Annotated in this window: 22 protein-coding genes and 1 tRNA gene; 20 read left to right on the forward strand and 3 right to left on the reverse strand. The window is 58.4% G+C overall.

Annotated features, from left to right (window positions below; translation table 11 throughout):
* The first annotated feature begins 436 nt into the window (after positions 1 to 436).
* Together JMF86_RS16355 and JMF86_RS16360 are read left to right on the forward strand one after the other, a co-directional pair.
* Entirely contained in the window at positions 437 to 922 is a 486-nt protein-coding gene (locus JMF86_RS16355; RefSeq protein WP_011546968.1) for a helix-turn-helix domain-containing protein, read from the forward strand.
* A gap of 187 nt (positions 923 to 1109) precedes the next feature.
* Positions 1110 to 1234: transfer RNA gene (locus JMF86_RS16360), tRNA-OTHER, on the forward strand.
* Between the two features lie 43 nt (positions 1235 to 1277).
* Here the strand turns inward: JMF86_RS16360 and JMF86_RS35070 are convergent.
* Positions 1278 to 2015, reverse strand: coding sequence for an AAA family ATPase (locus tag JMF86_RS35070; RefSeq protein ID WP_226292168.1), 738 nt, complete (start codon positions 2013 to 2015; stop codon positions 1278 to 1280).
* A 1131-nt stretch (positions 2016 to 3146) separates the two neighbouring features.
* Between JMF86_RS35070 and JMF86_RS16370 the strand changes: the two genes are divergently transcribed.
* From JMF86_RS16370 to JMF86_RS16420, 11 genes are all read left to right on the forward strand, one after another.
* Positions 3147 to 3554 (forward strand): helix-turn-helix transcriptional regulator, encoded by a 408-nt coding sequence (locus JMF86_RS16370; protein ID WP_011546970.1) that lies wholly within the window; start codon positions 3147 to 3149, stop codon positions 3552 to 3554.
* A 183-nt stretch (positions 3555 to 3737) separates the two neighbouring features.
* Entirely contained in the window at positions 3738 to 4745 is a 1008-nt protein-coding gene (locus JMF86_RS16375; RefSeq protein WP_011546971.1) for a hypothetical protein, read from the forward strand.
* Positions 4745 to 5656: a hypothetical protein gene (locus JMF86_RS16380; RefSeq protein ID WP_236593017.1), complete on the forward strand. Its 912-nt coding sequence runs from the start codon at positions 4745 to 4747 to the stop codon at positions 5654 to 5656. The genes JMF86_RS16375 and JMF86_RS16380 overlap by 1 nt, the downstream gene beginning before the upstream one ends.
* On the forward strand, positions 5629 to 6267 hold the full coding sequence (locus JMF86_RS16385) for a hypothetical protein (protein ID WP_227745925.1): 639 nt from the start codon (positions 5629 to 5631) through the stop codon (positions 6265 to 6267). Before JMF86_RS16380 ends, JMF86_RS16385 begins: the two co-directional genes overlap by 28 nt.
* The gene (qatD, locus tag JMF86_RS16390; RefSeq protein ID WP_011546980.1) at positions 6264 to 6998 is read left to right on the forward strand and encodes a Qat anti-phage system TatD family nuclease QatD; all 735 of its coding nucleotides are present in this window, start codon (positions 6264 to 6266) and stop codon (positions 6996 to 6998) included. Before JMF86_RS16385 ends, qatD begins: the two co-directional genes overlap by 4 nt.
* A gap of 91 nt (positions 6999 to 7089) precedes the next feature.
* Positions 7090 to 7902 carry an FRG domain-containing protein gene (locus tag JMF86_RS16395; protein ID WP_011546981.1) on the forward strand — a complete coding sequence of 271 codons (813 nt, stop codon included), beginning with the start codon at positions 7090 to 7092 and terminating at the stop codon, positions 7900 to 7902.
* Positions 7903 to 8511: 609 nt separating this feature from the next.
* The gene (locus tag JMF86_RS16400) at positions 8512 to 9462 is read left to right on the forward strand and encodes a GlxA family transcriptional regulator (RefSeq protein WP_011546982.1); all 951 of its coding nucleotides are present in this window, start codon (positions 8512 to 8514) and stop codon (positions 9460 to 9462) included.
* Between the two features lie 81 nt (positions 9463 to 9543).
* Entirely contained in the window at positions 9544 to 10359 is an 816-nt protein-coding gene (locus tag JMF86_RS16405) for an alpha/beta fold hydrolase (RefSeq protein WP_011546983.1), read from the forward strand.
* A 189-nt stretch (positions 10360 to 10548) separates the two neighbouring features.
* Entirely contained in the window at positions 10549 to 11307 is a 759-nt protein-coding gene (locus JMF86_RS16410) for an SDR family oxidoreductase (protein ID WP_011546984.1), read from the forward strand.
* Positions 11308 to 11368: 61 nt separating this feature from the next.
* Positions 11369 to 12568 carry an MFS transporter gene (locus JMF86_RS16415; RefSeq protein ID WP_011694847.1) on the forward strand — a complete coding sequence of 400 codons (1200 nt, stop codon included), beginning with the start codon at positions 11369 to 11371 and terminating at the stop codon, positions 12566 to 12568.
* 119 nt (positions 12569 to 12687) lie between these two features.
* Positions 12688 to 13227: a carboxymuconolactone decarboxylase family protein gene (locus JMF86_RS16420; protein ID WP_011546986.1), complete on the forward strand. Its 540-nt coding sequence runs from the start codon at positions 12688 to 12690 to the stop codon at positions 13225 to 13227.
* Positions 13228 to 13809: 582 nt separating this feature from the next.
* Here the strand turns inward: JMF86_RS16420 and JMF86_RS16425 are convergent.
* A complete protein-coding gene (locus tag JMF86_RS16425; RefSeq protein WP_012339453.1) occupies positions 13810 to 14790 on the reverse strand; it encodes a GlxA family transcriptional regulator in 981 nt (326 codons plus the stop codon).
* A 561-nt stretch (positions 14791 to 15351) separates the two neighbouring features.
* Here JMF86_RS16425 and JMF86_RS16430 point away from each other — a divergent pair.
* The 5 genes from JMF86_RS16430 (at position 15352) to JMF86_RS16450 (ending at position 21758) form a co-directional block, all read left to right on the forward strand.
* The gene (locus JMF86_RS16430; protein WP_166488168.1) at positions 15352 to 15774 is read left to right on the forward strand and encodes a transposase; all 423 of its coding nucleotides are present in this window, start codon (positions 15352 to 15354) and stop codon (positions 15772 to 15774) included.
* Positions 15775 to 16173: 399 nt separating this feature from the next.
* Positions 16174 to 16893 carry a hypothetical protein gene (locus tag JMF86_RS16435; protein WP_011546990.1) on the forward strand — a complete coding sequence of 240 codons (720 nt, stop codon included), beginning with the start codon at positions 16174 to 16176 and terminating at the stop codon, positions 16891 to 16893.
* A 445-nt stretch (positions 16894 to 17338) separates the two neighbouring features.
* Complete coding sequence (gene katG / locus JMF86_RS16440) at positions 17339 to 19525, forward strand: catalase/peroxidase HPI (protein WP_011546991.1); 2187 nt, start codon at positions 17339 to 17341, stop codon at positions 19523 to 19525.
* Positions 19526 to 19627: 102 nt separating this feature from the next.
* Positions 19628 to 20461, forward strand: a complete 834-nt coding sequence (locus JMF86_RS16445) for an alpha/beta fold hydrolase (protein WP_011546992.1) — start codon at positions 19628 to 19630, stop codon at positions 20459 to 20461.
* 202 nt (positions 20462 to 20663) lie between these two features.
* On the forward strand, positions 20664 to 21758 hold the full coding sequence (locus JMF86_RS16450; RefSeq protein WP_011546993.1) for a LysR family transcriptional regulator: 1095 nt from the start codon (positions 20664 to 20666) through the stop codon (positions 21756 to 21758).
* A gap of 323 nt (positions 21759 to 22081) precedes the next feature.
* Here the strand turns inward: JMF86_RS16450 and JMF86_RS16455 are convergent, their stop codons facing one another.
* A complete protein-coding gene (locus tag JMF86_RS16455) occupies positions 22082 to 23770 on the reverse strand; it encodes an FAD-dependent oxidoreductase (protein ID WP_011546994.1) in 1689 nt (562 codons plus the stop codon).
* A 610-nt stretch (positions 23771 to 24380) separates the two neighbouring features.
* Here JMF86_RS16455 and JMF86_RS16460 point away from each other — a divergent pair.
* The gene (locus JMF86_RS16460; protein WP_011546995.1) at positions 24381 to 24836 is read left to right on the forward strand and encodes a (2Fe-2S)-binding protein; all 456 of its coding nucleotides are present in this window, start codon (positions 24381 to 24383) and stop codon (positions 24834 to 24836) included.
* A 1-nt stretch (position 24837) separates the two neighbouring features.
* On the forward strand, positions 24838 to 25425 hold a 588-nt coding region (locus JMF86_RS16465; protein ID WP_200075176.1), incomplete at its 3' end, for a molybdopterin cofactor-binding domain-containing protein.

Raw genomic sequence — 25425 nt, forward strand, 5'->3', positions numbered from 1 at the left:
TAAAGCCGAGCGGATTGACATCTAAGGCGAGCGAGAGGGCTCCCGTGCGGTAGTGAATGTCGCGCCCGGCCTCTCGGTAAGCCCACTGCACACGCGCACAAGACCCCCTAGATTCCCGGTGACGTGACGAAAAAGGTCACAGAGTCAACAAGGTGAGCCCATGTGATTGGATAGGGGGAGGCTCCACATTCTCGCGGGGAAGCTTTCGAGAACTGTACCGGGCGGCCTTTGGGCCAGCCCCAGGGAGGAACCGGGAGCCTCCCAAAACACACACCTGATTCATGAGATGCACCCAATTAGATGAAGAGACCCAGTACACAGCAAACTACGTGCGGGGGGAGATGCTTAGGGCGTCCCGTATTCGCTCTCCTGATCTTGCAAGACCGATGCGCCGTCGCGATACTTAACTCAACGCAATGAACGTCGGGGGGAGCAAATGAGTGTCGCGACAAAACCGCAGGCAACCAATGCAGTAGACAAGAGTGTTGCGGCCAAGTGGTCGGCGCCGTTGGCGAAAGCGGGATGGACTTCTTTCCCGAACATCATTTTCGAGCGTCAGCAGGCGTTGGGCCTTACCCCGCTCGATATCAATATTTTGATTCACCTCGCTGGCTACTGGTGGAGGCCCGGAGAACATGCACGCCCGTCTAAGGGTACTTTGGCGAGGGCAATCGGTGTAGCTCCACGCACAATACAAAAGCGAATTGCGGCGATGGAGGCTGCTGGATTCATCAAACGTATTTACCGCACGACGAGCGTCGGTGACAACGACACGAACGAGTATGACTTGAGCGGTTTGATCAAGGCAGCTAAGCCTTTCGCCGAAGAAAAGATCGCGGAGCGTGAGCGGAGGCAGAAGGAACAAACCGACCGCTTGACGCGTAAGAAGCCCTTGGCAATCGTCAAAGGCGGGAAGGCATAAGCAATACGCAGCATAGCTCAAGAGGATAGAGCGCTGATGCAGAGCCACTCGCGGACAGTGGTTGTACGACGGCTGGGTGGTACCTTCATCGTACGCATTAGTGATCTGGGTTCAAATCCCGGTGCTGCCCCTTTTCTGAAAAGCGCGTGGCGACGGCCACGCGCAGCGTGGTAATACGTAACATTTCCGCAGCGTAGCTCAAAGGATAGAGCGCCGACGCTAGAACCACTCGCGGAGAGTGGGTGTACGACGGTTGGGTGGTGCCTCCATCGTACCGCGTCGGAGATCCGGGTTCAATTCCCGGCGCTGCTCCCTGCTTTCACTGCGGTGCAGATTGCAGAGGATCCGCAACCGTCTATCCGTGACACGTGAACCCGATTGGTTGTCGTTTAGCTGAGGGTGGTAGCGCCAGCGTGGCAATACATTTTCCCGTCGCTAGCGCGACCGCGAACGCATCGATCACAATGCGGTGAAGTTTGCGCAGATCCAGGTCTGTGCGTTCCGCAAGGCCAGTTGCTCCGCCTTCTTCGAGTTGTATGTGCTTCCCTGTGGAGCGTTGCAAGTGGTCGATCTTCGCAAGGATGATCTGCATTCGCTGTTCCGGATCCGGTGTCGGAATATCGAACACCTCGACACGACTTAGAAGGGGGAGCGGCACCCGGTCAAGATCATTCGCCGTGAGCACAATGATTATTCGGCTTGCATCAAATTCCATGCGAAAGAACGCGTCGTAGAACGCTCCAGCTGTATCTGCCTCGAGGAGGTCTAGCAGTACAGGAACGACAGGGTAGTTGCTACTGCTTCCGATCTTGTCTACTTCGTCGAGTATCAGTACCGGAGCTGCCGAATCCCCTTTGGCAAGGACTTCGAATATCGCCCCGGGTCGCGCTTGGCGCCATCCACTGTCCCCGCCCACGAGTTGGAAGCTTGCCTGAGCGCTTCCGGCGGACCACTTTCGCATTGGCACCGCGAGCGCCTCCGCGAGCTTGGACGCGAAATGCGTTTTACCAACGCCGGGTTCGCCCATGAGCAGAATGGGGCGAACGCGAAACTCTCTGCTGCGCACGGCACTTGCGAGCACGAGATCGACCATTAGTTTTCCAATGGGCTCGCTCAGGTTGGCGAAGCTCCCGCGCGCAACGTCAAGTCTCTTCAGTGCCTTTTGAATATCGGGAAGCTTTCGACAGCCATCGTTGCTGCCGGCCTTCTCAAGCAGCGGTCGTGCGCACTGCTGTTGACTCGCGTCGGCGCCGTCCAGAGCAGCGTTTGCTTGCTCAAGTGCATCTGGCGAGAATATTTGGACACGCCGAGCCCTAGGCCGACGTGAAGGCTTGTTTGCTATCGGCTTTGCCGTGAGTTTCGATTCGGAGTGTACCGGCGATTGCGTTGGCTCAGAGGCCATTCGCTGAATCTCTCGGATCGCAGCAAGCTCATCGTGCGTGCTCTGTGGAACGAGTAGTCGCCGCGAATCGCGACACTGGATCGTTGACAGATCACCAAGTGGGGCAAATCCCGCAGGACATTCGGCATGTTGTTTCGATACCGACATGACGGATTCTCCAAATGCGATGTAGCGGCCTGGTAGCCACGACATCCAAACCGCCTTCGTCGCGGTTTGGTCCGATGCTGAGAACTCAGCAGTCAGTTCGCATCGAATTTCGCACGGGGCGTGCGAATGCAAGGCTGCCGATCCCGACCGAACGGATCAGTTCATGCCAGTAACGAATACTGATGGCAGCCATGGAGAAGGTCACGTGGTGTTGACGAGTTACTTCCGTGTTATCCAACGATACTGCACCTAGGCCAAAGATGGCTAGGCCGATTTGCAGAAAATTGCCTTTCGCGAAGCACTGGCCATGCCGTGTAAACCCGAAAAGTAAGGGCTACGGGTAATCATGCGGCTGTCGGGTTATGACTAACCCGACGTGGAAATTTGACAACACTCCACTTGGCGATGCCGCATGACAGTCGTACCCCAAATACAGTGCTATTGAAGGAACAGGCTCGGCGTGGAGGTGCATGCGACATCGGGTTCGATGCGCCGGTAGTTACGGTTCTCGATGAAAAGTGTAGGTAAATATATCTGTTCCACATTTATAAAGGTGAGTGGATTCCGGTGGATAAAAAAACAGATATTTTTTTGAATTGTAGTATTTATTTTGGTGTTTGACGTCGAATAGTCGCTGAGATAACGTATTCGAAATTGTCAAAAGCGAGTTCATTTATGCTCGTTGCACGAACGCAGATATCGTTCGCTGACTACCTCACTGCAATCCGCCGTCGCAGCGGGCAGCGGCAGAAGACTGTCGCTCATCGAAGTGGCATGGACCCCTCGTACCTCGCGTCCCTTGAGACTGGCCGCCGGAATCCTCCGTCGTCGGAGGTGATAAACCGTCTGCTGGATGCTATCGATGCGACAGAGGAGGAGCGGCGGCAATTGCATCGGTTGGCGTTTGCTCATGGCCTCCAATCCTATGTGGACCATCGAGCACCACCGGATTGGCCGCAAGAGGGAAGCGAAATTCTGGCAGCAGTCCCCATGCTGTCTGCAACCCAACTCAGATGTCTTTCGTCGATATTGAAGGCGGTCGCAGATAGCGACGCCCCGGTTACCACGGAGGAGCCCATGTAAACGAGAAACGGCGAGAAAGACCCTTTCGAGTCCCCCCGCCGTGTGTACCCAGCAATGCCGCACTGAGCACGTGAGAGTTTTCAGTATGTGGCCTCGCTGGTACGCACGTCAAGGGCTCTTTTTGCTCAAAAATACGGGAGCGAAGGAAATGGAACTCCGTGCTCCCATAAATGGAGCAGAGATATGCCATTTGCAGCCAGGCGCAGGCCAGCATCGCGCGACCACGATAGTGCCGAGTGGGGCGATCTCAATTCTTTGCCCGCTGACAAGAAGAACAAACAACCGGCGCGGTCGATCATTTCCGTGGTGCCACATCGAATCGTTGGAGGGTTCGACCTACCAGATCGGGCGCCATATGCGCTCGAGTGGGAGTCATATCTGGAACGAGTTTGTTACGCAACTTTGGCGATGTCGCAGGACGTCGAGTGGATGGCATCCCAACCGGATGAGTTGCAGTATGTACTGGATGGGGTGCCGCGCCGGTACTACCCGGATCTATTTGTTCGTTGCGGCAGCGGCGAATACTACGTCGAGGTGAAGCCCCTGGCTATCCTCGTCCGAGACGACAACTTGTGCAGATACACAGAAATTGCGCGAAAGCTGCGAATCAAAGGGAAAAACTTAGTTTTCCTTACAGATGAGCAGATTCTTTCCAAGAAAGAGCGAGTTGAGAACGTCATGCTGATGCGTCGGTACATCAGCGGTGTACTCGACGAGCAGCGCAGCAGTACCGTTGTCCAACGCCTCTCGGACGGTGCTCTATCTATCAGCGAACTGACTGAGTGTTGCGAGGTGAGTATCCGAGAGATCTACACGATGGTCGCGAGGCGATATCTGACTATCGATTGGGACCAAACAGTCACACTCCGATCCAGCGTGACGACACCCACATCCGACAACAAGGGGCTTGCGTTTGAGACGCTTATCAATTCGGGTCGGTTTTATCCTCTTCTGGCACAACTCGCTATGGGTCATCGACCGCAGGATCAACGAATGTTGGAGCTTGCGAAGATTGATGGACAACGAGGCCGTACTTCTGAAGGACCATCAATTGTTGGAGGTTTTCCGAGCGAAAAGAGCAAAAGTCGTATCTACGAACCCGACGATGTACTTCGAAACTCTAGCTCCCGACGAACTGCTCGAAATCGAACACGCTCTTCGAGCAATCTGCAGCGAAAAAGGAGAGCGTAATGAGAAATTTCATCATAGCGAAAGGACTGGTTATAAAGTGGAAAGGGGCGGTATATGAATACATCTCACGTGCGACAGGCACTTTCTACTTTCGAGACGTTCTAACGCAGGCCGTTATTCAGGTTGCCGAGGTTGAATTCTGGGGTGAATTTAGATCGAGAAAACTCTGCATAGTAGAGGCGACGTCGACGCCCACACATTTACTCTACGAGGAAAGAGGTTCGGATGGAGGTGAAAATAATGATAAAAATATCACTCAGTTGGCTGAAAGGTGGCAAGAAGATGCTGATAGAAAGGCATTTTACATGGGCGAACTGAATCGCCGTGGCATAACGTGTGGGCAGCGTACGCAAATGCGTGCGGTGCTCCGTGAAATCGCCAAAAAATTGGGAGACTTGGAAAAGCCGCCCGCTGCTTCGACGGTAGGAAAATGGATGAGTAAGTTCGAGGGCTCCGGTCGGGACATTGCGTCCGTTGTGTCAGGCTTCGCTACGAAATCTCGCCGGAAGTCGACGGGGCCTGACCATGAAGATATTATCCAAACATCAATCGACGATCATTACTTATTGCCGACGAGGCCGTCAAGGACGAGCTCGTACCGGTGGTACCGGTGGAGCCTCGAGGCAGAGAATCGCGAGCGACTATCGGACTCACTCGATCCTCTTGTACCCATCTCATACCGAACATACGTGCGCCGCATCGACGAGCGCCCAAAGTATGAAGTAGATGTGGCCCGATTCGGAGCTCAGGTTGCAAAGCGGCGCTACACCATGATCGAAGGGCATCTGCCAGCGAGTCACCCGTTGGATTACGCCGAGTCCGACCATACGCCGCTCAACCTGTTTGTTATCGATGACGAGTCATATCTACCACTAGGTAAACCGTGGCTATCAACTCTCAGGCTACTTTGAGTGGCGAGGGTAGAACAATTCTCGATCCATTAGCACCATCCAGGGCTCGATCCGATTCGACGACCGAAGTTGTTAGTTCAATTTCCGATATTCGGCGGCCGCGTTGGGATGTTAGCACCAAGACCACACATCCGGTGTTCATGGCGCGGTTACAAGCGCTGTGGGATGAGCTTGGAATTCGTGCCGTGCTGCGTCTTCCGTATGCGGCGATGACCAAAGGGGAGATGATGGCCGAATGCCGGGCATCTACAGTGCTAGCTGATGTTGCCTCGGAAGCCACGAGTTGTGGTCGTTTCGTCCGGAACGGCTATAAACATTGCGGCCGCTGTGTTCCATGTTTGGTTCGCCGTGCATCATTTATTCGAGCCAACCTCCGAGACGACACGACTTACGTGTATCCCTCACTTCGAGGAGCGCAACTCGAAAACGAGCCCAACGACATCGGTGCAGTCGCAGTTGCGGTTTTGAAGGTCGAGCAGAGTGGCGTCCGCCTCTTCACTGCTGGCCAGCTGTCCTTCGCAGAGCCAAGCCTCCGAAGAGAGTTCGAAGGCGTCGTGCAACGTGGCTTAGCGGAACTGGGCGTGCTTTTGCGGCAGGAACAAATCCTGTGATTGACTTCCATTCACACCTTGACCTGTATCCCGATGGCCTCAAGCTTGCGCAGGAGGTGAACAGAAGGAACGAGTTTACCCTCGTGGTCACCACTAGTCCGCGCGCCTACCGGGCAACGTCGAATGTGTTTCTCGGTTTGAAGAACATCAAGGTGGGAATCGGCCTGCATCCGGAAGTGGCTGCCGCCAAACAAGGAGAGCTGGGCGACCTTATTGAGGGAATCTCGCGAGCACGTTTTGTTGGCGAGATTGGGATGGATGGTTCCCCCAGATTTCGAGGCTCACTTTCTGTGCAGGAGAGAGTCTTCCGAGCGGCCCTCGCTGAATGCGGACGGTACCAAGGAAAGGCGATGAGCATCCACTCGCGCGGTGCTGCACGCCGAGTCGTGGAACTGCTGGCTACGACGAAGCATGCCGGCGTACCCGTGCTTCATTGGTTCTCGGGCGGGTTCGCTGAACTTGAGACTGCTGTTCGCATTGGTTGTTGGTTCAGCGTTGGCCCTACGATGCTCGAGGGTGAGAAGGGGCGGGCGCTGGTGGCGCGAATGCCTCTACACCGAGTGCTACCTGAAACGGATGGTCCGTTTACGAGCGTGGGCGGGATACAACTGCAGCCGTGGGATGCATGGTCCGTGCGAGCCCCTCTGGCGGCAATATGGGGCATGCAGGAAGATGAGGTAGGGGAGCAGATGAAGCAGAACCTTCAGCACTTGCTGCGGCTATCAGGTTGAACAGGACTTCGGTCAACCAGGCGTACGTCCGTGCGCCGCGCACGCAATCCCTTTGCGCACTGCCTCAAACCATCCAATACGGGAGTCACAGATGACAGTTGCCTTCAACTACAAGCGCACGGCAAAGCGCTTCGGGGACGCGCGTGACCTTGCGACGTTCATGAATCTGGTCGACCGCTGGACCCGAGGGATTCCGACCCTCGGCTACCGCATGTCGCTGTTTCGCGGTCAGGAAGACGAGTCATGGTTGCTCAAGCCCGGTATTGCTCGCCCCCAGTACGCCAACCGCGTCAGGCCCGGTACCGAAAAGAGCATGCTGCGCGAATTCAAGCAGCGCGGCATCCCGCACCTGGAGTCGACGGTAGAACTCGCCGATGCCGACTGGCTGGCGATCGCGCAGCACCATGCGATGCCGACCCGGCTGCTCGACTGGACTGGCAGTGCGCTTGCTGCGTTGTGGTTTGCAATCAAGCGGCCAGCTATCAAGGGTGACGACGGCTCGCCCAAGGCGGCCGCCGTCTGGCTGCTAGCGGCGACCGACGCGGACATGATCGATCTAGACGAGCGCTCGAACCCGCTAGAGATCACTGAAACGAAGCTCTTGAAGCCGCGGCATGTATCACGGCGGATTGCAGCTCAGGACGGTTGGTTCAGTGTGCATCGAGGGGTCGAGGACGGTCTGGGGATGAAGTATGTCTCTCTCGACACCAACGTGCATTTCAAAATGCGACTGAGCTACATCCGGATCCCGCCGGACGCGTTCGGTCCCATGCGCGCGCAGTTGCAGACGGCCGGCATCAACCGCGGTGTGCTGTTCCCCGACCTCGACGGGGTGGCAGGCCGGATCGCGGACGCGATCCTATATCCCGACGATCAACCGACGCCAGGCGCCGGGAATCTTTGAGGCACGCGATCGGCCCCGCGTCCTACCAAGTGGGTGATTTGTCAGATTCACCGTTCTCGGGGCCACTGCCGTCTACCCTCGCGCCCGGGGGCCAAGCGGGCGAGGGCGCCGCCTAGACGCCCCCCGTCCGCCGCTCCCCTGCGCATTGCCGCCAGCCTTTTCCCGTATCGAACCCGACATCGGCTCAAGGACCCCCAGGAGTGCAACTTGAGCACCCACGACTGCAATTTGATCGATCAACGCCGCCAGGACCCTGGCATGGCAGTTGTGATTCTTCAAAGCACGACGGCGACATTCATCTGAACGCGGTGGCGACGGACAGGGCTGCGAGCCTATTGCAGTTGCACCTGAACACCACTCGACCTTCGTGGCTCGCTTCCGGTGACAACATTGGTGCGCTACGCGCGACTTCATGAATTCACGAGCATTTCGCATTTCCGGGCTGACAATGACTGGCGAAGTGATACTTTTACTTGTCAAACGGCGATAACTATATTTTCGTTTACGCCAATGTGATCGGATGGATGTCAAGCACCACGAATTCTGGTGTTCCCTGCAAGATCGCGGCAAAATTATTATGATCCTGCATTTTTTTGGGACGAAGACTTGATGCGACAGGTCGGCTTGATTCTTGAAGACGGGTTCCAACTGATGGGGCTGGCTGCGCTGGCGGCCTTTGAGCTCGCCAATGCTGAGCTTGGCGACGATGGCTACCTGCTGACTTTACTGTCCGAACATGGCGGCACGGTCCACTCCTCGATGAACGCAGGCATTGAAACCGTGCCGGTGGACATCGTGCCCGATACGCTTATGGTGGCTGGCGAACTGGTTCCCAAGAGCGTTTCGGCCGGACTGTGCGCCTATGTTGCCCGCGCCGGTAGCGAAGCCAGACGGGTGGCAGGGGTTTGCACAGGTGCCTTTGTGCTGGCACAGGCGGGTCTTTTGGATGGGCGCACGGCAACGACCCATTGGGCGCATGCGCGCGATCTGCAGTTGCGCTTTCCGAAGGTGCGGGTGGATGACGACCGTATCTTCATCCGTGACGGCAATATCTGGACCTCGGCGGGCATGTCCTCGGCGATCGACCTGACGTTGGCATTGCTTGAAGATGATCACGGCTCAGCTCTGTCCCGGTCCATCGCCCGCAAACTGGTCGTCTATCATCGCCGCCCGGGCGGGCAGTCTCAGTTCTCGGCGATGTTGGAGCTGGAACCGCGCTCCGACCGAATTAAGCGCGCCCTGACCTATGCGCGCGAAAACCTGCGCAATCCGCTGTCGATCGAGGAACTGGCCGAAGCAGCCAGCCTGTCGCCGCGCCAGTTCAGTCGCGTGTTTCGCGAAGAGACGGGGCAGTCTCCAGCCAAAGCGGTCGAGCGGCTGCGCCTGGAGGCCGCGCGTGTGATGCTGGAGGATGGGCGCCATCCGCTAGACATCGTTGCACGCGACACCGGTTTTGTTGACCGCGACCGGATGCGGCGCGCCTTCCTGCGCAACTATGGGCAAGCGCCCACAAGCCTGAAGCGCGACCCGAAGCCAATGGAAGACGGCACAGTCACATGACCTGATTAGACGCCTTTACGTCATTCAAGCTTCCCTGTCTCGAGATAACCTGCCGGCATCACAACGGGATGGGGGAATGACATGGGCGACACCTCGCGCATCGGCTGGCTGAACACTCGCCGTGGCAAACTCGCCACCATGCAGGACGGACCGGACGGTGGCGTACCTCTGGTTTTGCTTCAGCGTTTCCGTGGCACCATGGACGACTGGGATCCGGCGTTCATCAAGGTCTTGTCGGCCGACAGGCGGGTGATTCGGTTCGACAGTGCCGGCATCGGTCGATCCGAAGGTCGAGTGCCGGAAACGATTGCCGAAATGGCGGTAGTCGTTGCCGAGGTCGTCGAGGAACTGGGGCTAGGGCAGGTCGACGTCCTCGGTTGGTCTCTCGGCGGCGTTGTCGCTCAACAGCTTGCGCTGGACGCTCCACATCTCATCCGTCGCCTGATTGTCGCGGGGTCCAGTCCGGGCGGCATCACGGACGGCCCTCAGCCTCACCCCCGTGTGCCGCAAGTCATGTCACACAGCGTAAACGACGCCGCCGATTTCCTGTTCCTGTTCTACCCCGAATCCGAAACAAGTGTCGCTGCGGGCAAAGCTTCGCTGAATCGCATTGCCGAGCAGTCGCATGTGGGGCCAGCGGTCACGGCCGAGGCTTTCATGGCGCAGATCAAGGCCATTTCGACTTGGCCGGGCGTCTTGCACCGCGCAAAAGAATTGCGCATGCCGGTCCTGGTCGCCAACGGCGCGCATGACGTCATGTTGCCGGCCTATCGGTCCTATGTCCTGTCGCAGCAAGCGCCGGATGCCAAGCTGATTCTCTACCCTGACGCGGGCCATGCTTTCCTGTTCCAGGAAATCGACGACTTCGCGGCGCAGATCGATCTGTTTCTGGAGTAATGGTCCTTCGGCCGCTGCCTGGGGAGAGCGCAGGATTCTCATGGGAACCAGCTGACGACCGGGTATTCGTTCCCGTCACGAGTCTTGCATGACTGTTATCGCCGTTTATATGTCATTTGAGGTGCAACCCAACTCGCGCATAGTTCATACATCGAAAGCGCCATGGTGGCGCAAGGGAAATGAAGAATCATGCAGATGACGGGCAATACCATTTTCATCACGGGCGGCACTTCCGGCATTGGTCGCGCGCTGGCCGAGCAGTTTCACGCACTAGGCAACAAGGTCATCATCGCCGGGCGCCGCAAGGCTCTGCTCGATGAGGTCACGACAGCCAATCCGGGCATGGAAGGTGTGGCGCTGGACATTTCGGATGCGGCCGACATCGACCGCGTCGCAGCGCAGTTGATTCGCGACTATCCGTCGCTGAACGTGTTGATCAACAATGCCGGGATCATGCCGTTTGATGATCCTTCCGGCCGGATCGATGATTCCGTCTCCCGCCAAATCCTCGACACGAATCTGCTGGGTCCGATTCGTCTGACCTCGGCGTTGATCGAGCACCTCAAGGCGCAGCCTCGCGCGACGATCATCCACAACACCTCGGTGTTGGCCTATGTGCCGATCGCGACCAACGCGGTCTATTCAGCCTCGAAGGCGGCGCTGCATTCGTATGCATTGTCGCAACGCTTCATGCTCAAGGGCACGAGCGTGTCCGTGCAGGAAATCGCGCCTCCGTGGGTCGACACCGACCTCATCAAGAAGAGTGGCGACCCGCGCGCCATGCCGCTCGATGCATTCATCGCAGAAACGATGAAGGGCCTGGCGACCGAAGAGCCCGAAGTCTTTGTCGAGGCGATTCGCGCGCTGCGCGACAATCCCGGCCTGGGCGAACACGCGCTGATCGATGGCTTCAACGCCGAGATCGCCGCGAACCCTATCCCGGTCTGACGCATCCGGCCATACCATTGGGTCCGCACGGGTGCGGACCCACATCAACGAGACTCGCGTCATGAACGTGTCGCTCGCCGTGAACTCCCGAGCCGCGCTCATGCCGGCCGGGTTCCTTGCCCTCGGAACGTTCGCCATCGGCACCGAGGGCTTTATGATTGCGCCGCTGCTGCCGGTCATGGCCAAGGACTTCGGTTTGCCGGTCCCGACCGTTGCGGTGCTCGTCATCGTCTTCACCCTTGTGTTGGCGCTGTCATCACCGATCTCCACGGTTGCCACCGGCCGGATGGCGCGCAAGTGGGTCTTGCTCGCAGCCATGTCGCTGTTCGCCATCGGCAACGTGACGGCGGCGGTGTCCGCATCGTTCGCCTTGCTGATCGGAGCACGGGTATTGATGGCTATCGCTGCAGGCCTGTATGTACCAGCGGCCAATGGGCTCGCCGGTGTCATCGTGCCGCCGAGCATGCGAGGCCGCGCACTCGCCATCGTCAGCGCGGGCCAGACATTGGCCATCGCACTCGGACTGCCGCTAGGCGGGATGATCGGTCACGCTTTCGGTTGGCGTGCGACCTTTCTGCTGGTCGGCGCAATGAGCGTCATCGCCATTGCGGGCATCTTCGCGGGTATTGCCCGCGACGCCGGAGAGGGAGTTGCCGTGGCGAGCCTGCGCGAACGTGTGTCCGTGATCCGCCAGGCTCCGATTCAGCGCTTGCTTGGAGTCAGCCTGTTCTGGTCGATCGGCGCCTTTGCTGCCTATCCGTACATCGCGGAATACCTGGATGCCGTCCTTGCTTTCGGCCCGAATGCAATCACGGCGACGGTTTCTCTATGGGGGCTTTCTGCGGCAGCAGGGGTGATGACTGGAGGTGTGTTCAATGACCGCTTCGGGGCCAATCGGGTGGTGCACGGATCGCTGATGCTGCTGGGCCTGTCGTTCCTGGCGCTGGCTATCGCCTCGCGTCTGCCGCCGCAGGTTGCCCTGGTTCCGGTGCTTGTTGCAGTCGCTGTCTGGGGCTTTACTGTCTGGTCGTACTTCCCGGCCCAGATGTCGCGGCTCATCGCGGCCGGCGCGCCGGCGCAAGCGCCGGTTGCCCTCGCGCTCAATACGTCCACCATGTACTTCGGTTTTTCTGTCGGCAGTACCTTGGGCGCCGCAGTGTTGAGCTCAGGCGCTGTCTGGGGCATCGGAGCCGTGGCGGCGCTGGCCGAACTGATCGCCTTGGCTCTCAACGCGGTCCTTAGCAGAAACGCCCGTGCCTGAAACTGGACGATGCTTGTACGGTGCCCTCGGTGCCTGACCGATTCAATCAACAAGACTTCTATCAAATTTCGATGGCGAATGGCTCGCCCGCGAAGACAACCTCAAATGGAGCTGACCAAATGACTGCCCGGATCAATACGCCTGCCGCTGCTGCGGCCACTGGCGCGACCGCCGACGTTTTTGCCACCATCCGCAAGGCGGTGGGCATGGTTCCGAACGCTTATGCGGCCATCGGTGCTCTGAATACGCCTGCGCTGCAGGCGATTCTTTCCGCCGACGCGGTGCTCTCGAAGGGCTCGCTGTCCGCACAGGATTGCGAAACGATCAAACTCGTGGTCAGCGCCATTTCCGGTTGCGACTACTGCGTGGCAGCACATAGCCTGGCCAGCAAGGCATCCGGTATCGCGGTCGATGCCGTGCGCGCGATTAGGGCCCTGGAGCCCACTGGTGACGCACGTCGCGATGCGCTGATTCGGTTCATTCGGGTTCTTCAGGAAAGCCGCGGAACAATTGCGTCAGAGGAATTGGAGGCTTTCCGGTCAGCAGGATACTCGGACGAGTCCGTCGTTGATGTTGCTCTGGCCATCGCGCTCATCACGTTCACGAACGTATTCAATCGAGTGAATAACACGGTCGTGGATTTCCCCGCGTTGAAGTAGGGCATCCGCTACTGGGCAGGAACTCGATGCTCCGCAGGAGTGTCATTCGTCGTCGATCGGACTGTCGACAGTGTGCCGGGCGCGGCCACGCAATCGACGTTCCGGTGCCTGCGGCATGTGCGGCTGATGTTTGAGCTGCTGGACTGTGCAATTGGCGAGCACATGCCGAAGCCGAATCGCTGACGATCGAATCGAATGATGATATCGACAGCTTCTTTCGTTTGATGTCTGAGGCGGCGCCCTTGAACTATCAGGTGATGCTAATGATTGGCATCGCGATGCAGGTTCAGGTGGCGTCGACTTTTCCGATCAGTGGGTGTGTCCACCTTGACGCTCGGCGTTCGCGGTCATTTGTCGGTCGAAGACCGATGTCCGCGACGGAAATCGTGATCGGCAATGTCGTCATATCTCCACGCGACACAAGCGTGGCACCGGGCTATTGCGTGTCGTTCGTCGAGGGCGGCTTGACGTCGCCAGATTGGCGACTCGATTGGGCGTGGTGAGGACAGGATCAACGCCGCTCATGGAGGTTGATCGGCCGAGAACGCGAGATCAATTACTCGTCCCGCGCGTGCCAGTTCGTCAGGCAGCTTCGCTTAGTTCCTCGGGCTGATCTTCGATCGAATTGCGAACGGATCTTCTCACCGCCTGAGGAGTCAGGCCGTAACTGCGAACGAACGCTTCGCGGAGGTGATTGCGGTCGCGAAATCCCGTTTCGCGTGCAATGGTATCGAGCGTATGCCGGCCACGCTCGATCAGGACCCTTGCCGCTTCGAGTCGCAGCCGCTTGATCGCGTTGGCAGGAGACTCGCCAGTCTCCGCGAGGAAGATGCGCGCGAATTGCCGAGTGCTGATATGTGCGGCTCGTGCGAGATCGCTGACGCGCAAGGGCTCTGCCAGATTGGCGCGGGCGTATTCGAGCGCGAGTTGTATCCGGTCGGACTTGGGAGCTAGTGCCAGCAACTCGGATTGTTGCGATTGCCGGCCCGAACGTCGTTGATTCATCACGAGTGCACGCGCAACCGAGTTCGCAAACTCGGGGCCGATATCTTCTTCCACCATACCGAGCGCGAGATCCATGGCTGCAGTCAGCCCGGCGGACGTCCAAATCGGGCCATCGGTAATAAAGATCCAGTCGCGCACGACTTGGGCAAGCGGCAAGCGCCGTTGCAGTTCGTCTGCATAGGCCCAGTGGGTTGTGGCACGTCTTCCATTGAGCAGGCCCGCCTCGCCGAGGATGAACGCACCTGTACATAGCCCGGCCACGCGCCGGGCACTGCTGCCAATCTCTTTGATGAATTGAAGTTCGGCGGCCGATGAGGTCCGGGTGCCCGGATTAATCACACCTCCGATCATCCATGTATCGGCTGCAGCGGCCGTGTTTGCGGGTTCAGTCAGAACCGAAAGACCGAGCGACGAACGAACCGGCCCGCCGGCGACGGAAACATTCGTTAGATGGTAAATCTGCTCTTTTGCTACGACGTTCGCAATCTCGAACACAGCCTGAGTCCCGATTGCCATCACCTGGAAACCTTCCGTCAGGAGAAAACCAATTCGATGCATTTTGCCCACCAAGTCTCTCATCAAAATGGTGAATTATAGGGGGTGTAATGAAGTAATGCAGGGATCCGAAATTATTTTTATAAGGTAACGATCATTTGTGTAGGAACCCGAATTTTATTGTGGGAATTGACCACGGAACGTTGTGCGCCGACATCTTGTCGTCACATCCCAACATATGGAAAGGCCGTGCTTCGGTAGATGGATACGTTCTGATGGTGCTGCACCAAAATAGGGCTGTTTGTAGACTCAATGTGACGCGTTGGATAGGGTCGATGATTTGTCTCAAATCATACTCATAAATGTCCTTTGAGAATTGGTAAGCAGCGTTGATCATAGGAGCCGCGGCAATGCAGCATCAGTCAGGTTGGGCATGAAGAAGGTTACGTGCGACGGTGCACCATGAACCGCGTGACAACAGTTCGTGCTCTTTCATAAGTTATCGATTTTTTTGTCAGAAAGATGAGCAGGCACGCAAGCAATACGCGAGATTCAAGGGTGCGATATCGCGCCGGGAACCGAGTGGGCTGCAACGCCGGACTGATCAACAGAGATATCGGTACGATGCGAGACGACGAAATCGCCATTGCGAGTGCGGCCGATGCCGAACTGAAGCGTGATTGCTCACGCCTGCGCGACGATGCCCCTATTGGGGCATTGTCTGGTCTGAAGGCCGTGCTCGGCTTGCCGCTGAGTGTTTTGCAGGGTTCCGCGCGGAGTCTTCGTGATCTGGATTTCTCTATCACCCTGCCCGGGCCGAGCTACACGGTGCTCTGCTGTTGGTCGCAAAAGAACGAGGTTCAACAGAAGCTTTTTCAAAGCACCGAGCAGATTGATCCGGCGGTCGTCAGTACGGGGATGAAGGTCCGTAGTGAAGGCGTGCAGAGAGTTCGTACGCATGGCCGAGAATGGGGGGGCAAGTGGCTACCTCATCGTTCGCTTGCCGAGGCAGTCACGTATCGGTATCAAGCACCTACTGGCCCCTGAATGCAGTTTCGATGCGTCGACGTGCAGGCGAATGAACTGCTGATCAGGATCAATCAATCGCACGACTGAGATCGCAGGCTCACAGTCTGTCTGCGTTGCAAATCGTGAACAACAATATTAGATCATCCGTGTGTTGGATTTGCTGGAGAATTATATTGTCTAATTTGTTTATGGGTGGAAATATCTAATAGAGCGTATCTGATTTATTGTATTTAGATGCGCATTTGCTATATCGAATGTCGTACTCTTCCGTGACCTATTTGCTTTTTTTGATGATTTGTCCGTTTATCGAGGCGCTCAAACTGGATTTGGCATGGATTGGTGTGATATCAGTTTTTGAATTGATGTGAAGTTCTGAACGATTCTGTCTATGAACCATTTAAACTTTGGGGTGAAGAAATGAATAAGGTCGCTCAAAGCATTATCGATGCGCATGGCGGGATCGAGCAATGGCGGAAATTTCGGGAGGTCCGAGCCGATCTGATTCAGGGCGGCGCGCTGTGGGGATTGAAAGGGCAGAGCGGCGTGCTGGATCGCACGCGTGTCTCGGTTGCAACGGATCGCCAGTGGGCATCGCATGCACCGTTCGCGACGGTGGCCGCGCGAAGCGAGTTCACTGGTGATCGCATTGCGCTCCTCGACGACTCGGGGCGCGTCATTGAAGCCCAGGCGCAGCCGCGCGAATTGTTCGCTGGCCACACGCTGGAGACGCCGTGGAATGCGTTGCAGTTGGCCTTTTTTGCCGGATGTGCGATGTGGACGTATCTGAATTCTCCGTTCCTGCTTGCTTTCGATGGTGTCGAATGTGAAGACGTCGGACCGTGGTCGGAGCAAGGTGAACGGTGGCGGAAGATCCATGTAGTGTACCCCGCGACGCTCGAAGTATTCAGCAAGGTGCAGGCAATGTATGTCGGGCCCGACAACTTGATTCGCCGTTTGGATTATGACGTAGAGATTGCCGGAAACACGCCTGGCGCGCACTACGTGAGCGACTATGTGACCGTCTCCGGCATCCGAGTTCCGATGCGTCGTCGGATTTATCCGCGCATGCCTGACGGTACTTCGATTTCCGAACCACTGGTCGTATCAATTGATCTGGAGAACATCGAACTCCTTTGAATCGGTAGGGAGCGATATAGCTCGTCCGACGGGGCGTGTTGTCCCGTACGGAAACGTTTGTGCGTCGACGTGCCACGGGCGATTGAAGCCAGGAAGGCAACTCGTGTCGATAGGCCAGCCGGCTCGACTGGACGTCATGCTACTGAAGCCTATTTGCTCTCGCCGAATTGGGAGTTTAAATTCGCGCGATCGATGTTCCGCATCTGATCGATGCGAGCAGGTTCGGGACGACCATGAGTAAGAATGCAAGTGAGGTCACCGAGAACGCCGGGCGTGCGCTCAAGATGGTCTCGAGCAACAAAGCCGTCTGGAAGATCGTTACGGAAGGTGTTCCGCCATTTTTTTGACTTTGCGGATTTGCAGTGAAGAGTTCCGGGATCAGTGAACGCTCGGATATACGTTGATTTACTGAAGATTGCGTATTTGCAACACGAGGAGAATCCAGATGTCGAATGAGGGAAAGTGCCCGTTTAACCATGGAAAGCGTAACGGGACGACGAACCGCGACTGGTGGCCGAACCAGTTGAACCTCAAGATTTTGCACCAGCATTCGAGCGAGGCGGATCCGATGGATCCGGGCTTTGATTATGCTGAAGCATTCAATAGTCTGGATCTGGCGGCGGTCAAGGCCGACCTGCGCGCGCTGATGACGGCATCGCAGGACTGGTGGCCGGCGGACTTCGGTCACTACGGGCCGTTTTTCGTGCGCATGGCGTGGCATAGTGCCGGCACATACCGGACGGGGGATGGCCGCGGTGGTGCAGGGCGAGGTCAACAGCGATTCGCACCACTGAATAGTTGGCCAGACAACGTCGGGCTGGACAAGGCCCGGCGATTGATCTGGCCGGTCAAGCAGAAATACGGACGCAAGATTTCGTGGGCGGACCTGATCGTACTGACTGGCAACGTGGCGCTGGAATCGATGGGCTTCAAGACGTTCGGCTTCGCGGGCGGCCGGGAAGACTCGTGGGAGCCGGACGAGGACGTTTACTGGGGCATGGAATCGACCTGGCTGGACGACAAGCGCTACAGCGGCGATCGTCAGCTCGAGACGCCGCTGGCGGCAGTGCAGATGGGGCTGATCTATGTGAACCCGGAAGGCCCGAACGGCAACCCCGACCCGTTGGCGTCGGCGCGCGACATCCGTGAGACCTTCGCACGCATGGCGATGAACGATGAGGAAACCGTCGCCCTGATCGCGGGCGGCCACACGTTCGGCAAGACCCACGGTGCGGGTGATGCGTCGCACGTCGGGCCTGAGCCCGAAGCGGCACCGCTCGAACAGATGGGGCTGGGCTGGAAGAGTTCGTTCGGGTCAGGCAAGGCGGGCGATGCGATCGGCAGCGGCCTCGAGGTGATCTGGACGTCGACGCCGACGCAGTGGAGCAACAATTTCTTCTGGAATCTATTCGGCTACGACTGGGAGCTAACGAAGAGTCCGGCTGGCGCGCATCAGTGGCAGCCGAAGGGCGGCGCCGGTGCGGACAGTGTGCCGGATCCGTTTGAACCGGGCAAACGCCGTGTACCGACGATGCTGACCTCGGATATTGCGCTGCGTGCCGACCCGACTTACGAGAAGATCTCGCGCCGCTTCTTCGAGAATCCGAACGAGTTCGCCGAGGCATTCGCGCGCGCGTGGTTCAAGCTGACGCACCGTGACATGGGGCCGCGCGTGCGTTATCTGGGTCCGGAAGTGCCCAGCGAGGAATTGCTGTGGCAGGATCCGATTCCGATGCCGGATCATCCCCAGGTAGACGAACAGGATGTGAGCGCGCTGAAAGCCAAGGTGCTCGCATCGGGTCTGTCGGTCTCAGAACTGGTCTCCACTGCGTGGGCGTCGGCTTCGACGTTCCGCGGTTCGGACAAGCGCGGCGGAGCGAACGGCGCGCGTGTGCGTCTCGCGCCACAGAAGGACTGGGAAGTGAACCAGCCGGCGCAACTGGCCACGGTGCTGGAGGTGCTGGGCGCGCTGCAGGTGGAATTCAACCGTGCGGCCACGGGCGGCAAGCAGGTTTCGCTGGCCGACCTGATCGTGATCGCGGGGAATGCGGGTGTCGAGCAGGCCGCAGCAGCAGCCGGGGTCGAGATCACGGTGCCGTTCACGCCGGGGCGCGGCGACGCAAGCGCCGAGCAGACGGATGTCGATTCGATGGCGGTTCTCGAGCCGATCGCTGACGGCTTCCGCAACTACCTGAAAGGTGCTTATACGATCCCGGCAGAGAAGTTGCTGATCGACAAGGCGCAACTGCTTTCGCTATCGGCGCCGGAGATGACGGTGCTGATCGGTGGCCTGCGCGTGCTCGGCACGAACGTGGGCGATTCGAAGCACGGCGTGTTCACGGACCGTCGCGAAGTGCTGACCAACGACTTTTTCCGCAATCTGCTCGACATGGGCACGGAGTGGAAGCCGACCTCGGAGGCCAACGAAGCCTATGAAGGTCGGGATCGTGCGACGGGCGAGCTCAAGTGGCTGGCCTCGCGTGTCGACCTAGTGTTCGGTTCGCATTCGCAACTGCGCGCGCTGTCGGAAGTGTACGGCAGCGAGGATTCGCAGCAGAAGTTCGTGCGTGACTTCGTTGCCGCGTGGACGAAGGTGATGAACGCCGATCGTTTCGATATCAAGCACAATTAACGGAAGTACGGTCGGATGGCGTGTCATGGTCCGATGCCGTTACGCGCCGTCCGCCGATACGCCGAACATGTATTCAATTCAAGACAAGTTTGGAGTTGCGCAATGAGTTACTTTAAGTCGGGTGACGATACCGAAATTTTCTACAAGGACTGGGGCCATGGCACGCCCGTTGTTTTCTCGCACGGCTGGCCGCTGACTTCGGATGCATGGGATGCGCAAATGCTGTTCTTCGGCCGTCGCGGCTACCGGGTCATTGCGCACGACCGTCGAGGGCATGGTCGCTCGGCGCAGCCGTGGGACGGCAATGATATGGATACCTATGCGGACGATTTGGCTGCGCTGCTCGATCACCTTGACGTGCGCGGTGCGATGCTGGTGGGCCATTCCACGGGTGGCGGCGAGGTGGCGCACTACATCGGCCGTCACGGCACGGCACGTGTGGCGAAAGTGGTGCTGATCGGTGCGGTACCGCCGATCATGCTGAAGACGGAAGCGAACCCGGGCGGCTTGCCGATGGAAGTGTTCGACGGTATTCGCGAAGGTGTTTTGAAGAACCGCTCGCAGTTTTACAGGGATCTGGCGGTGCCGTTCCACAACTTCAATCGTGAGGGTGCGACGGTTTCGCAGGGGACGATAGATTCGTTCTGGTCGCAGGGCATGATGGGCTCGATCAAGGGCCAGTTCGACTGTATCCGGGAGTTCTCGGAAGTGGATTACACCGAGGATCTTCGAAAGATCAACGTGCCGGTACTGGTGTTGCACGGAGACGACGACCAGATCGTTCCGATCGACGCGTCGGCGCGCCGGACGGCCGCGATTGCGCCGAATGTGACGCTGAAGGTGTATCCGGGCGGATCGCACGGGATCGCGATCACGCACGCCGATCAGGTCAATGCGGATCTGCTCGCTTTCTTCGAGAACACGACACGCAAGTAAGGCAGAACTTGGGCCGGATGCTGGCTATGACCGAGTTCGGCCCGGGATCTGCCGATGACCCGAAATGCCGATGGGTGAGCAAGATGGGTCATCGGTCATTGAATCAGCAGACGTAAATTCCAAACCGATTGCATTGTGAGGAGATGATTGGATTTTGACGGGCTTGATACTGCCATTCCTCAGAATTCGTTCGGAGAAAACCATGGAAATCACACTGCAGGCGATGTCGATTTTCACGTACATCGTGCGTGTGGGAAGCTTCACGGCAGCGGCAAAACTGCTTGGCATCAGCGCCGGAACGGCCAGTCGCCTGGTACGCAATCTCGAGAATCATCTCGGCGTGACCTTGTTGCAGCGCTCCACGCGATGCGTGCGCTTGACTACCGAGGGCGCGCAGTATTTTGAGCACTGCGAGCGGGTGCTGGGCGAGATCGAAGAAGTGAAGGCTCATCTCGCCGGCGCGCGGGATGTGGCGCGTGGCCGCTTGTCGGTGGACATCGATCAGGAGATCGCTCATACGGTGTTGCCGCTGATCCCGGAATTTCGCCTGACATTTCCGGAAGTGGAACTTCGCCTAGAAATCGGTGGCGATCCAGGCGGCCTGGTCGAGCACGGAATCGATTGTGCGATCGCGGTAGGGCCGCTGCCGGATTCGTCGCTCCGCGGGCGACGCATTGGCGACTTCAACGCAGTGACGGTCGCGAGCCCGGCCTATCTGTCCCGACGCGGCGTTCCGCATGAGCTTGGCGATTTGGATCGCCACGACATCATTCATTATTCCCCCCGCCGTTTCGGCCCCGTGCGTGACTTCAGATATTGCGTGGACGGAGGCGAGGTGAGCTTGAAATTTCCCGAGCGGATCTCTGTTAGTGATGCGCGTTCGGCAGTTCAGTACGCTGTTGAAGGTATCGGAATCGCACAGGTGTGCGGCCGAATGGTAGTGAACGAAATAGCCAATGGACGTTTGGTGAGCCTCTTAGCCGAAAATCGTCCGACATCGCTGCAGATCTTTGCCCTTTATGTGGACCAGCGCTACATTCCGAGGTCGATTCGTGCTTTCATCGACTGGCTCGAGATTCAGCTGCGTTGGAGGAATGCGAATGTGATTGCTCCATCAATGATGGAGATTGGAAAATCGCGCGCATTGCCGTCGTGTTGGGGCACGGACGCTTCGCGCGGCAACACGCAGTTTGCAGCGGAGTCTGAAGGGGCACAGCACCTCGTTTTCGGACGTGCGAAATCCGACGTGCACGTTGAACTGGATCTGACCGCTCTCCATGCGATGCTTGAAATCTGACCGGGTGACGTGTTCTTGTCGGACGGTACTGCGCTTCTGCTTTCATGGAAAGCGTGAAAGACGGAAGTCGATGTGTTGTGCCTTATCGGCGGCTGAGCCCGTTGCGAAGTCAACGTATCTGCAATAGTCAATGTCATGTGTTAACGGGCCACGACGACTGCTTGCATTGCCGTCATCTATCCGGAATACGGGCGCGAAAGGTGCTCGAGCATGATGATGACGCCCGACAATTCGTGTGTCTAGGCAGTGCCGGACCGATTGCATGGGGCGCCGTCTCAGGTGATGGTGGCATGACCGTTGCCGCACCCGTCATCGGCGCTGTTTTATGCGGTCAAGCTGGCAAGAAACTTGTGAAGCTGCGAGACGACCGCTGCTCCGTCGCCGACAGCGGCCGCCACGCGCTTGGTGGAATCATGCCGCACGTCTCCGGCACAAAATACGCCACGGACACTGGTTTCATGCTCTCCAGCCTGTGCGGAAACGTCGGATCCCGTTAGCACAAAGCCGGATGTGTCGACGGTGACCCCACATCCGTCAAGCCACGAGGTGTTAGGTATCGCCCCGATAAACAGGAAGACGTGCTCCGCTTTCTTCGATGTGCGCTTTCCGTCGGAGCCGGCAATCTCGATTTCCTCCAGCTCATCCTCACCGCGAAACGACGCAATCTGCGTATTGAAGTGAATGTCGATGTTGTCCATCGATTCGATGCGATCGATGAGATAGCGCGACATGCTGTCGGATAGATTCGGTCCCCGAACAAGCATGCTGACATGTTTCGCATGCGATGCCAGATAGACGGCGGCCTGTCCGGCCGAGTTTCCGGCGCCGACAAGCACGACATTTTTCCCCGCGCATAGTTTGGCTTCTACCGGAGAGGCCCAGTAATACACGCCTCGCCCCTGAAAACGTTCGATCCCTTCGATCGCAGGCTTGCGGTAAGCCGCGCCTGTAGCTATGACGACCGAATGGGCCCGCACCGTGCCGTTATTACCGAGCCGGAGGCGAAATGGAGACGTGTCACATTCCAGGGCTTCGACATCCACCGGGATCGCGACGCGCGCACCGAATTTCTGAGCCTGGATATATGCGCGTGCGGTCAGTGCATACCCTGATATACCAGCCGGGAAACCGAAGAAATTCTCGATGCGCGCGCTCGCGCCTGCCTGTCCTCCTGGTGCGTGGTTATCCAAAATGACGGCAGCTAGGCCTTCCGATGCTGCATACACCGCAGTGGCCAGGCCGGCAGGGCCCGAGCCGACGATCGCGACATCGAACACTTCGGCTTCATCAAAATCGGGAATGAGGTCGAGCGCTGTCGCCAGTTCGGTTTCGGTTGGCGCGCAGAGAACCTTTCCGTCCGGGCAGATAACGAGCGGATAGTCTGCGGAATCGGTGGGGTATTGATTGACGTAGCGCGCAATCTCCAGATCCGAACTATCGACGACGGTGTAGGGAATGCTGTTCCGTGTGAGAAAGTTCTGAAGTGCATTGAGAATCGGCGAATTTGATTCCGTGACGACGATGATGCCGCTGCCGCCTTCGACGAGTCCAGCTCGCCGCAGGATCAAGGCTCTCATGATGCGCTCGCCGAGTTCTGCTTCTGCGATCATCAGTGCCCGCAGCCTGGCCGGTGTAACTTGAAGTGCGCGGACGTTGCCTGCGGCATCGCCGTCAACTAGGCATCTCGCTCCTGATATCTGGCCAACCTCGGCGACGAAATGATGATCCCCCAGCTCTTTGACAATAATCTGTCGGTTCAGTGCATCCCGGCGAGTGACGCGAATCGAGCCCGAAAGGATGACGAACATACCGAAGCCCGGCTCGCCCACACGGAAGATCTGATCGCCGTCGTTCCACTCGCGGATTTCACCGAATCGCGTGATTCGGTGTATTTCCGCTTCGGTGAGTAATGGGTATCGCTCCCGTTGGTAATCGGTGTCACCAATCGCAACCGGGCTGGACAGTGGGTTGGTATCGCCTTGCTTACCATCATCATTTGAACGCACGTGCATGGCTGAAGTAGAAAGAGAATTCTGGACAGTGTGCGAAATACGGATGTCGATCGCGCTGGGAGGAACATTGCTTGACTCGAGAGCAAAGTGTACGACGTCCGAGGCGGGAGTCCCACTATACGTGGGTATGTAGTCCCGGTGTGACAAGGTTACCGGGCCAGAAGCGGAGCGAGCGGAGTCGGCCAAGTTGGGGGCGCCCCGTCCGCTTGTCCGAAATCCTAGCCGTAAATGTCGTTGTAGAGACTATGGGCGGTGGCGGATTTTCGGCATGATATTCGCGCCAATCGCGGGTGGTTATGGTCGACGGCGCGAGCAGCGTCAATGAGATTGTCCGCACCCTCGCGGAGGTTGCTTGACCGCTGCGGACGCGCTTGCCAGGCAATGTCGGACTGAATCGATGCGATCCGGCATTGCTGCTTCAGCGGCTGTCCGCGCCGGGTATGTGATACGCGAAATATTCGCCGGTGGCGTCGCGCGTCGTGGTATTGACGCACATATAGTGCGGACACCAGGCTTATTCGGAGCGTGCCGTGCAGTGATGGCTCGCTCAGTGGCAGCAACAGAGGCGCGCGCCGGCGGCGCTTCCCCAATTACCGGCCCTGGAGGCTGAATGGTAAACCTCAACATCAACGGCGAAACCCGCACGGTCGACGCCCCCGACGATATGCCCTTGCTCTGGGTGCTGCGCGACGTCGTCGGCCTCACCGGCACGAAATTCGGCTGCGGGATCGCGCAATGCGGCGCGTGCACCGTGCATCTCGACGGCGTCGCCGCGCGCTCGTGCGTGCTGCCGGTCGCGGCCGTCGCGGGCCGCAAGATCACGACGATCGAAGCCGTCGGCGCGACGCCGGCCGGCCACAAGGTCCAGCAGGCGTGGCGCGAGCTCGACGTCGTCCAGTGCGGCTATTGCCAGTCGGGGCAGGTGATGGCCGCCACCGCGCTGATCGCATCGAACCCGAACCCGAGCGACGCCGACATCGACGCGGCGATGGCCGGCAACATCTGCCGCTGCGGCACGTACAACCGGATTCGCGCGGCCGTGAAGCAAGCCGCGAAGGAGGCGTGACATGTCTCGAGGACTGATCGAAGCAGGCAAGGTCGCTGGACAAGCCGCCGGCGCGGGCGTATCGCGCCGTTCGTTCCTCAAGCTCGGCATGTCGCTGGGCGCGGCGGCGGGGGGTGGCCTGCTGCTCGGTTTCAGCCTGCCGGCGGCAGGCGACGATGCGCGGCGCTCGGTGATCGGCGGTGACGCGGCCGAACCGGCGCAGCCCGGCGTGTTCGCGCCGAGCGCGTTCGTGCAGATCGACCGCGCCGGCAAGATCACGCTGGTGATGCCGAAGGTCGAGATGGGGCAGGGTGTCTATACGGCGCTGCCGATGCTGATCGCCGAGGAGCTCGAGGTACCGCTGTCGAGCGTGACGCTCGATCATGCGCCGCCGAACGAGAAACTGTTCACGGATCCGCTGCTCGGCGGCCAGCTCACCGGCGGCTCGACGTCGGTGCGCTACGCGTGGGAACCGATGCGCCGCGCGGGCGCGACCGCGCGCACGCTGCTGGTCTCGGCGGCCGCGAAGCAATGGAGCGTCGATCCGGCATCCTGCCGTGCGGTGAACGGCGAAGTGCAGCATCCGCCGAGCGGCCGGCGCGCATCGTAC

Source organism: Burkholderia sp. E168m15 (genome assembly GCF_016586105.1).
Taxonomy (GTDB): domain Bacteria; phylum Pseudomonadota; class Gammaproteobacteria; order Burkholderiales; family Burkholderiaceae; genus Burkholderia; species Burkholderia orbicola.

Bases quoted from the DNA above. Each gene is read 5' to 3' on its own strand.
- JMF86_RS16410 (WP_011546984.1), top strand. From the start codon at position 10,549: ATGCAGATGACGGGCAATACCATTTTCATCACGGGCGGCACTTCCGGC.
- JMF86_RS16420 (WP_011546986.1), top strand. From the start codon at position 12,688: ATGACTGCCCGGATCAATACGCCTGCCGCTGCTGCGGCCACTGGCGCG.
- JMF86_RS16455 (WP_011546994.1), bottom strand. From the start codon at position 23,770: ATGCACGTGCGTTCAAATGATGATGGTAAGCAAGGCGATACCAACCCA.
- JMF86_RS16460 (WP_011546995.1), top strand. From the start codon at position 24,381: ATGGTAAACCTCAACATCAACGGCGAAACCCGCACGGTCGACGCCCCC.
- JMF86_RS16435 (WP_011546990.1), top strand. From the start codon at position 16,174: ATGAATAAGGTCGCTCAAAGCATTATCGATGCGCATGGCGGGATCGAG.
- JMF86_RS16370 (WP_011546970.1), top strand. From the start codon at position 3,147: ATGCTCGTTGCACGAACGCAGATATCGTTCGCTGACTACCTCACTGCA.
- JMF86_RS16400 (WP_011546982.1), top strand. From the start codon at position 8,512: ATGCGACAGGTCGGCTTGATTCTTGAAGACGGGTTCCAACTGATGGGG.
- JMF86_RS16430 (WP_166488168.1), top strand. From the start codon at position 15,352: ATGCGAGACGACGAAATCGCCATTGCGAGTGCGGCCGATGCCGAACTG.
- JMF86_RS35070 (WP_226292168.1), bottom strand. From the start codon at position 2,015: ATGGTCGATCTCGTGCTCGCAAGTGCCGTGCGCAGCAGAGAGTTTCGC.
- katG (WP_011546991.1), top strand. From the start codon at position 17,339: ATGTCGAATGAGGGAAAGTGCCCGTTTAACCATGGAAAGCGTAACGGG.
- JMF86_RS16395 (WP_011546981.1), top strand. From the start codon at position 7,090: ATGACAGTTGCCTTCAACTACAAGCGCACGGCAAAGCGCTTCGGGGAC.
- JMF86_RS16425 (WP_012339453.1), bottom strand. From the start codon at position 14,790: ATGCATCGAATTGGTTTTCTCCTGACGGAAGGTTTCCAGGTGATGGCA.
- JMF86_RS16415 (WP_011694847.1), top strand. From the start codon at position 11,369: ATGAACGTGTCGCTCGCCGTGAACTCCCGAGCCGCGCTCATGCCGGCC.
- JMF86_RS16450 (WP_011546993.1), top strand. From the start codon at position 20,664: ATGGAAATCACACTGCAGGCGATGTCGATTTTCACGTACATCGTGCGT.
- JMF86_RS16375 (WP_011546971.1), top strand. From the start codon at position 3,738: ATGCCATTTGCAGCCAGGCGCAGGCCAGCATCGCGCGACCACGATAGT.
- JMF86_RS16445 (WP_011546992.1), top strand. From the start codon at position 19,628: ATGAGTTACTTTAAGTCGGGTGACGATACCGAAATTTTCTACAAGGAC.
- JMF86_RS16380 (WP_236593017.1), top strand. From the start codon at position 4,745: ATGAGAAATTTCATCATAGCGAAAGGACTGGTTATAAAGTGGAAAGGG.
- JMF86_RS16355 (WP_011546968.1), top strand. From the start codon at position 437: ATGAGTGTCGCGACAAAACCGCAGGCAACCAATGCAGTAGACAAGAGT.
- JMF86_RS16405 (WP_011546983.1), top strand. From the start codon at position 9,544: ATGGGCGACACCTCGCGCATCGGCTGGCTGAACACTCGCCGTGGCAAA.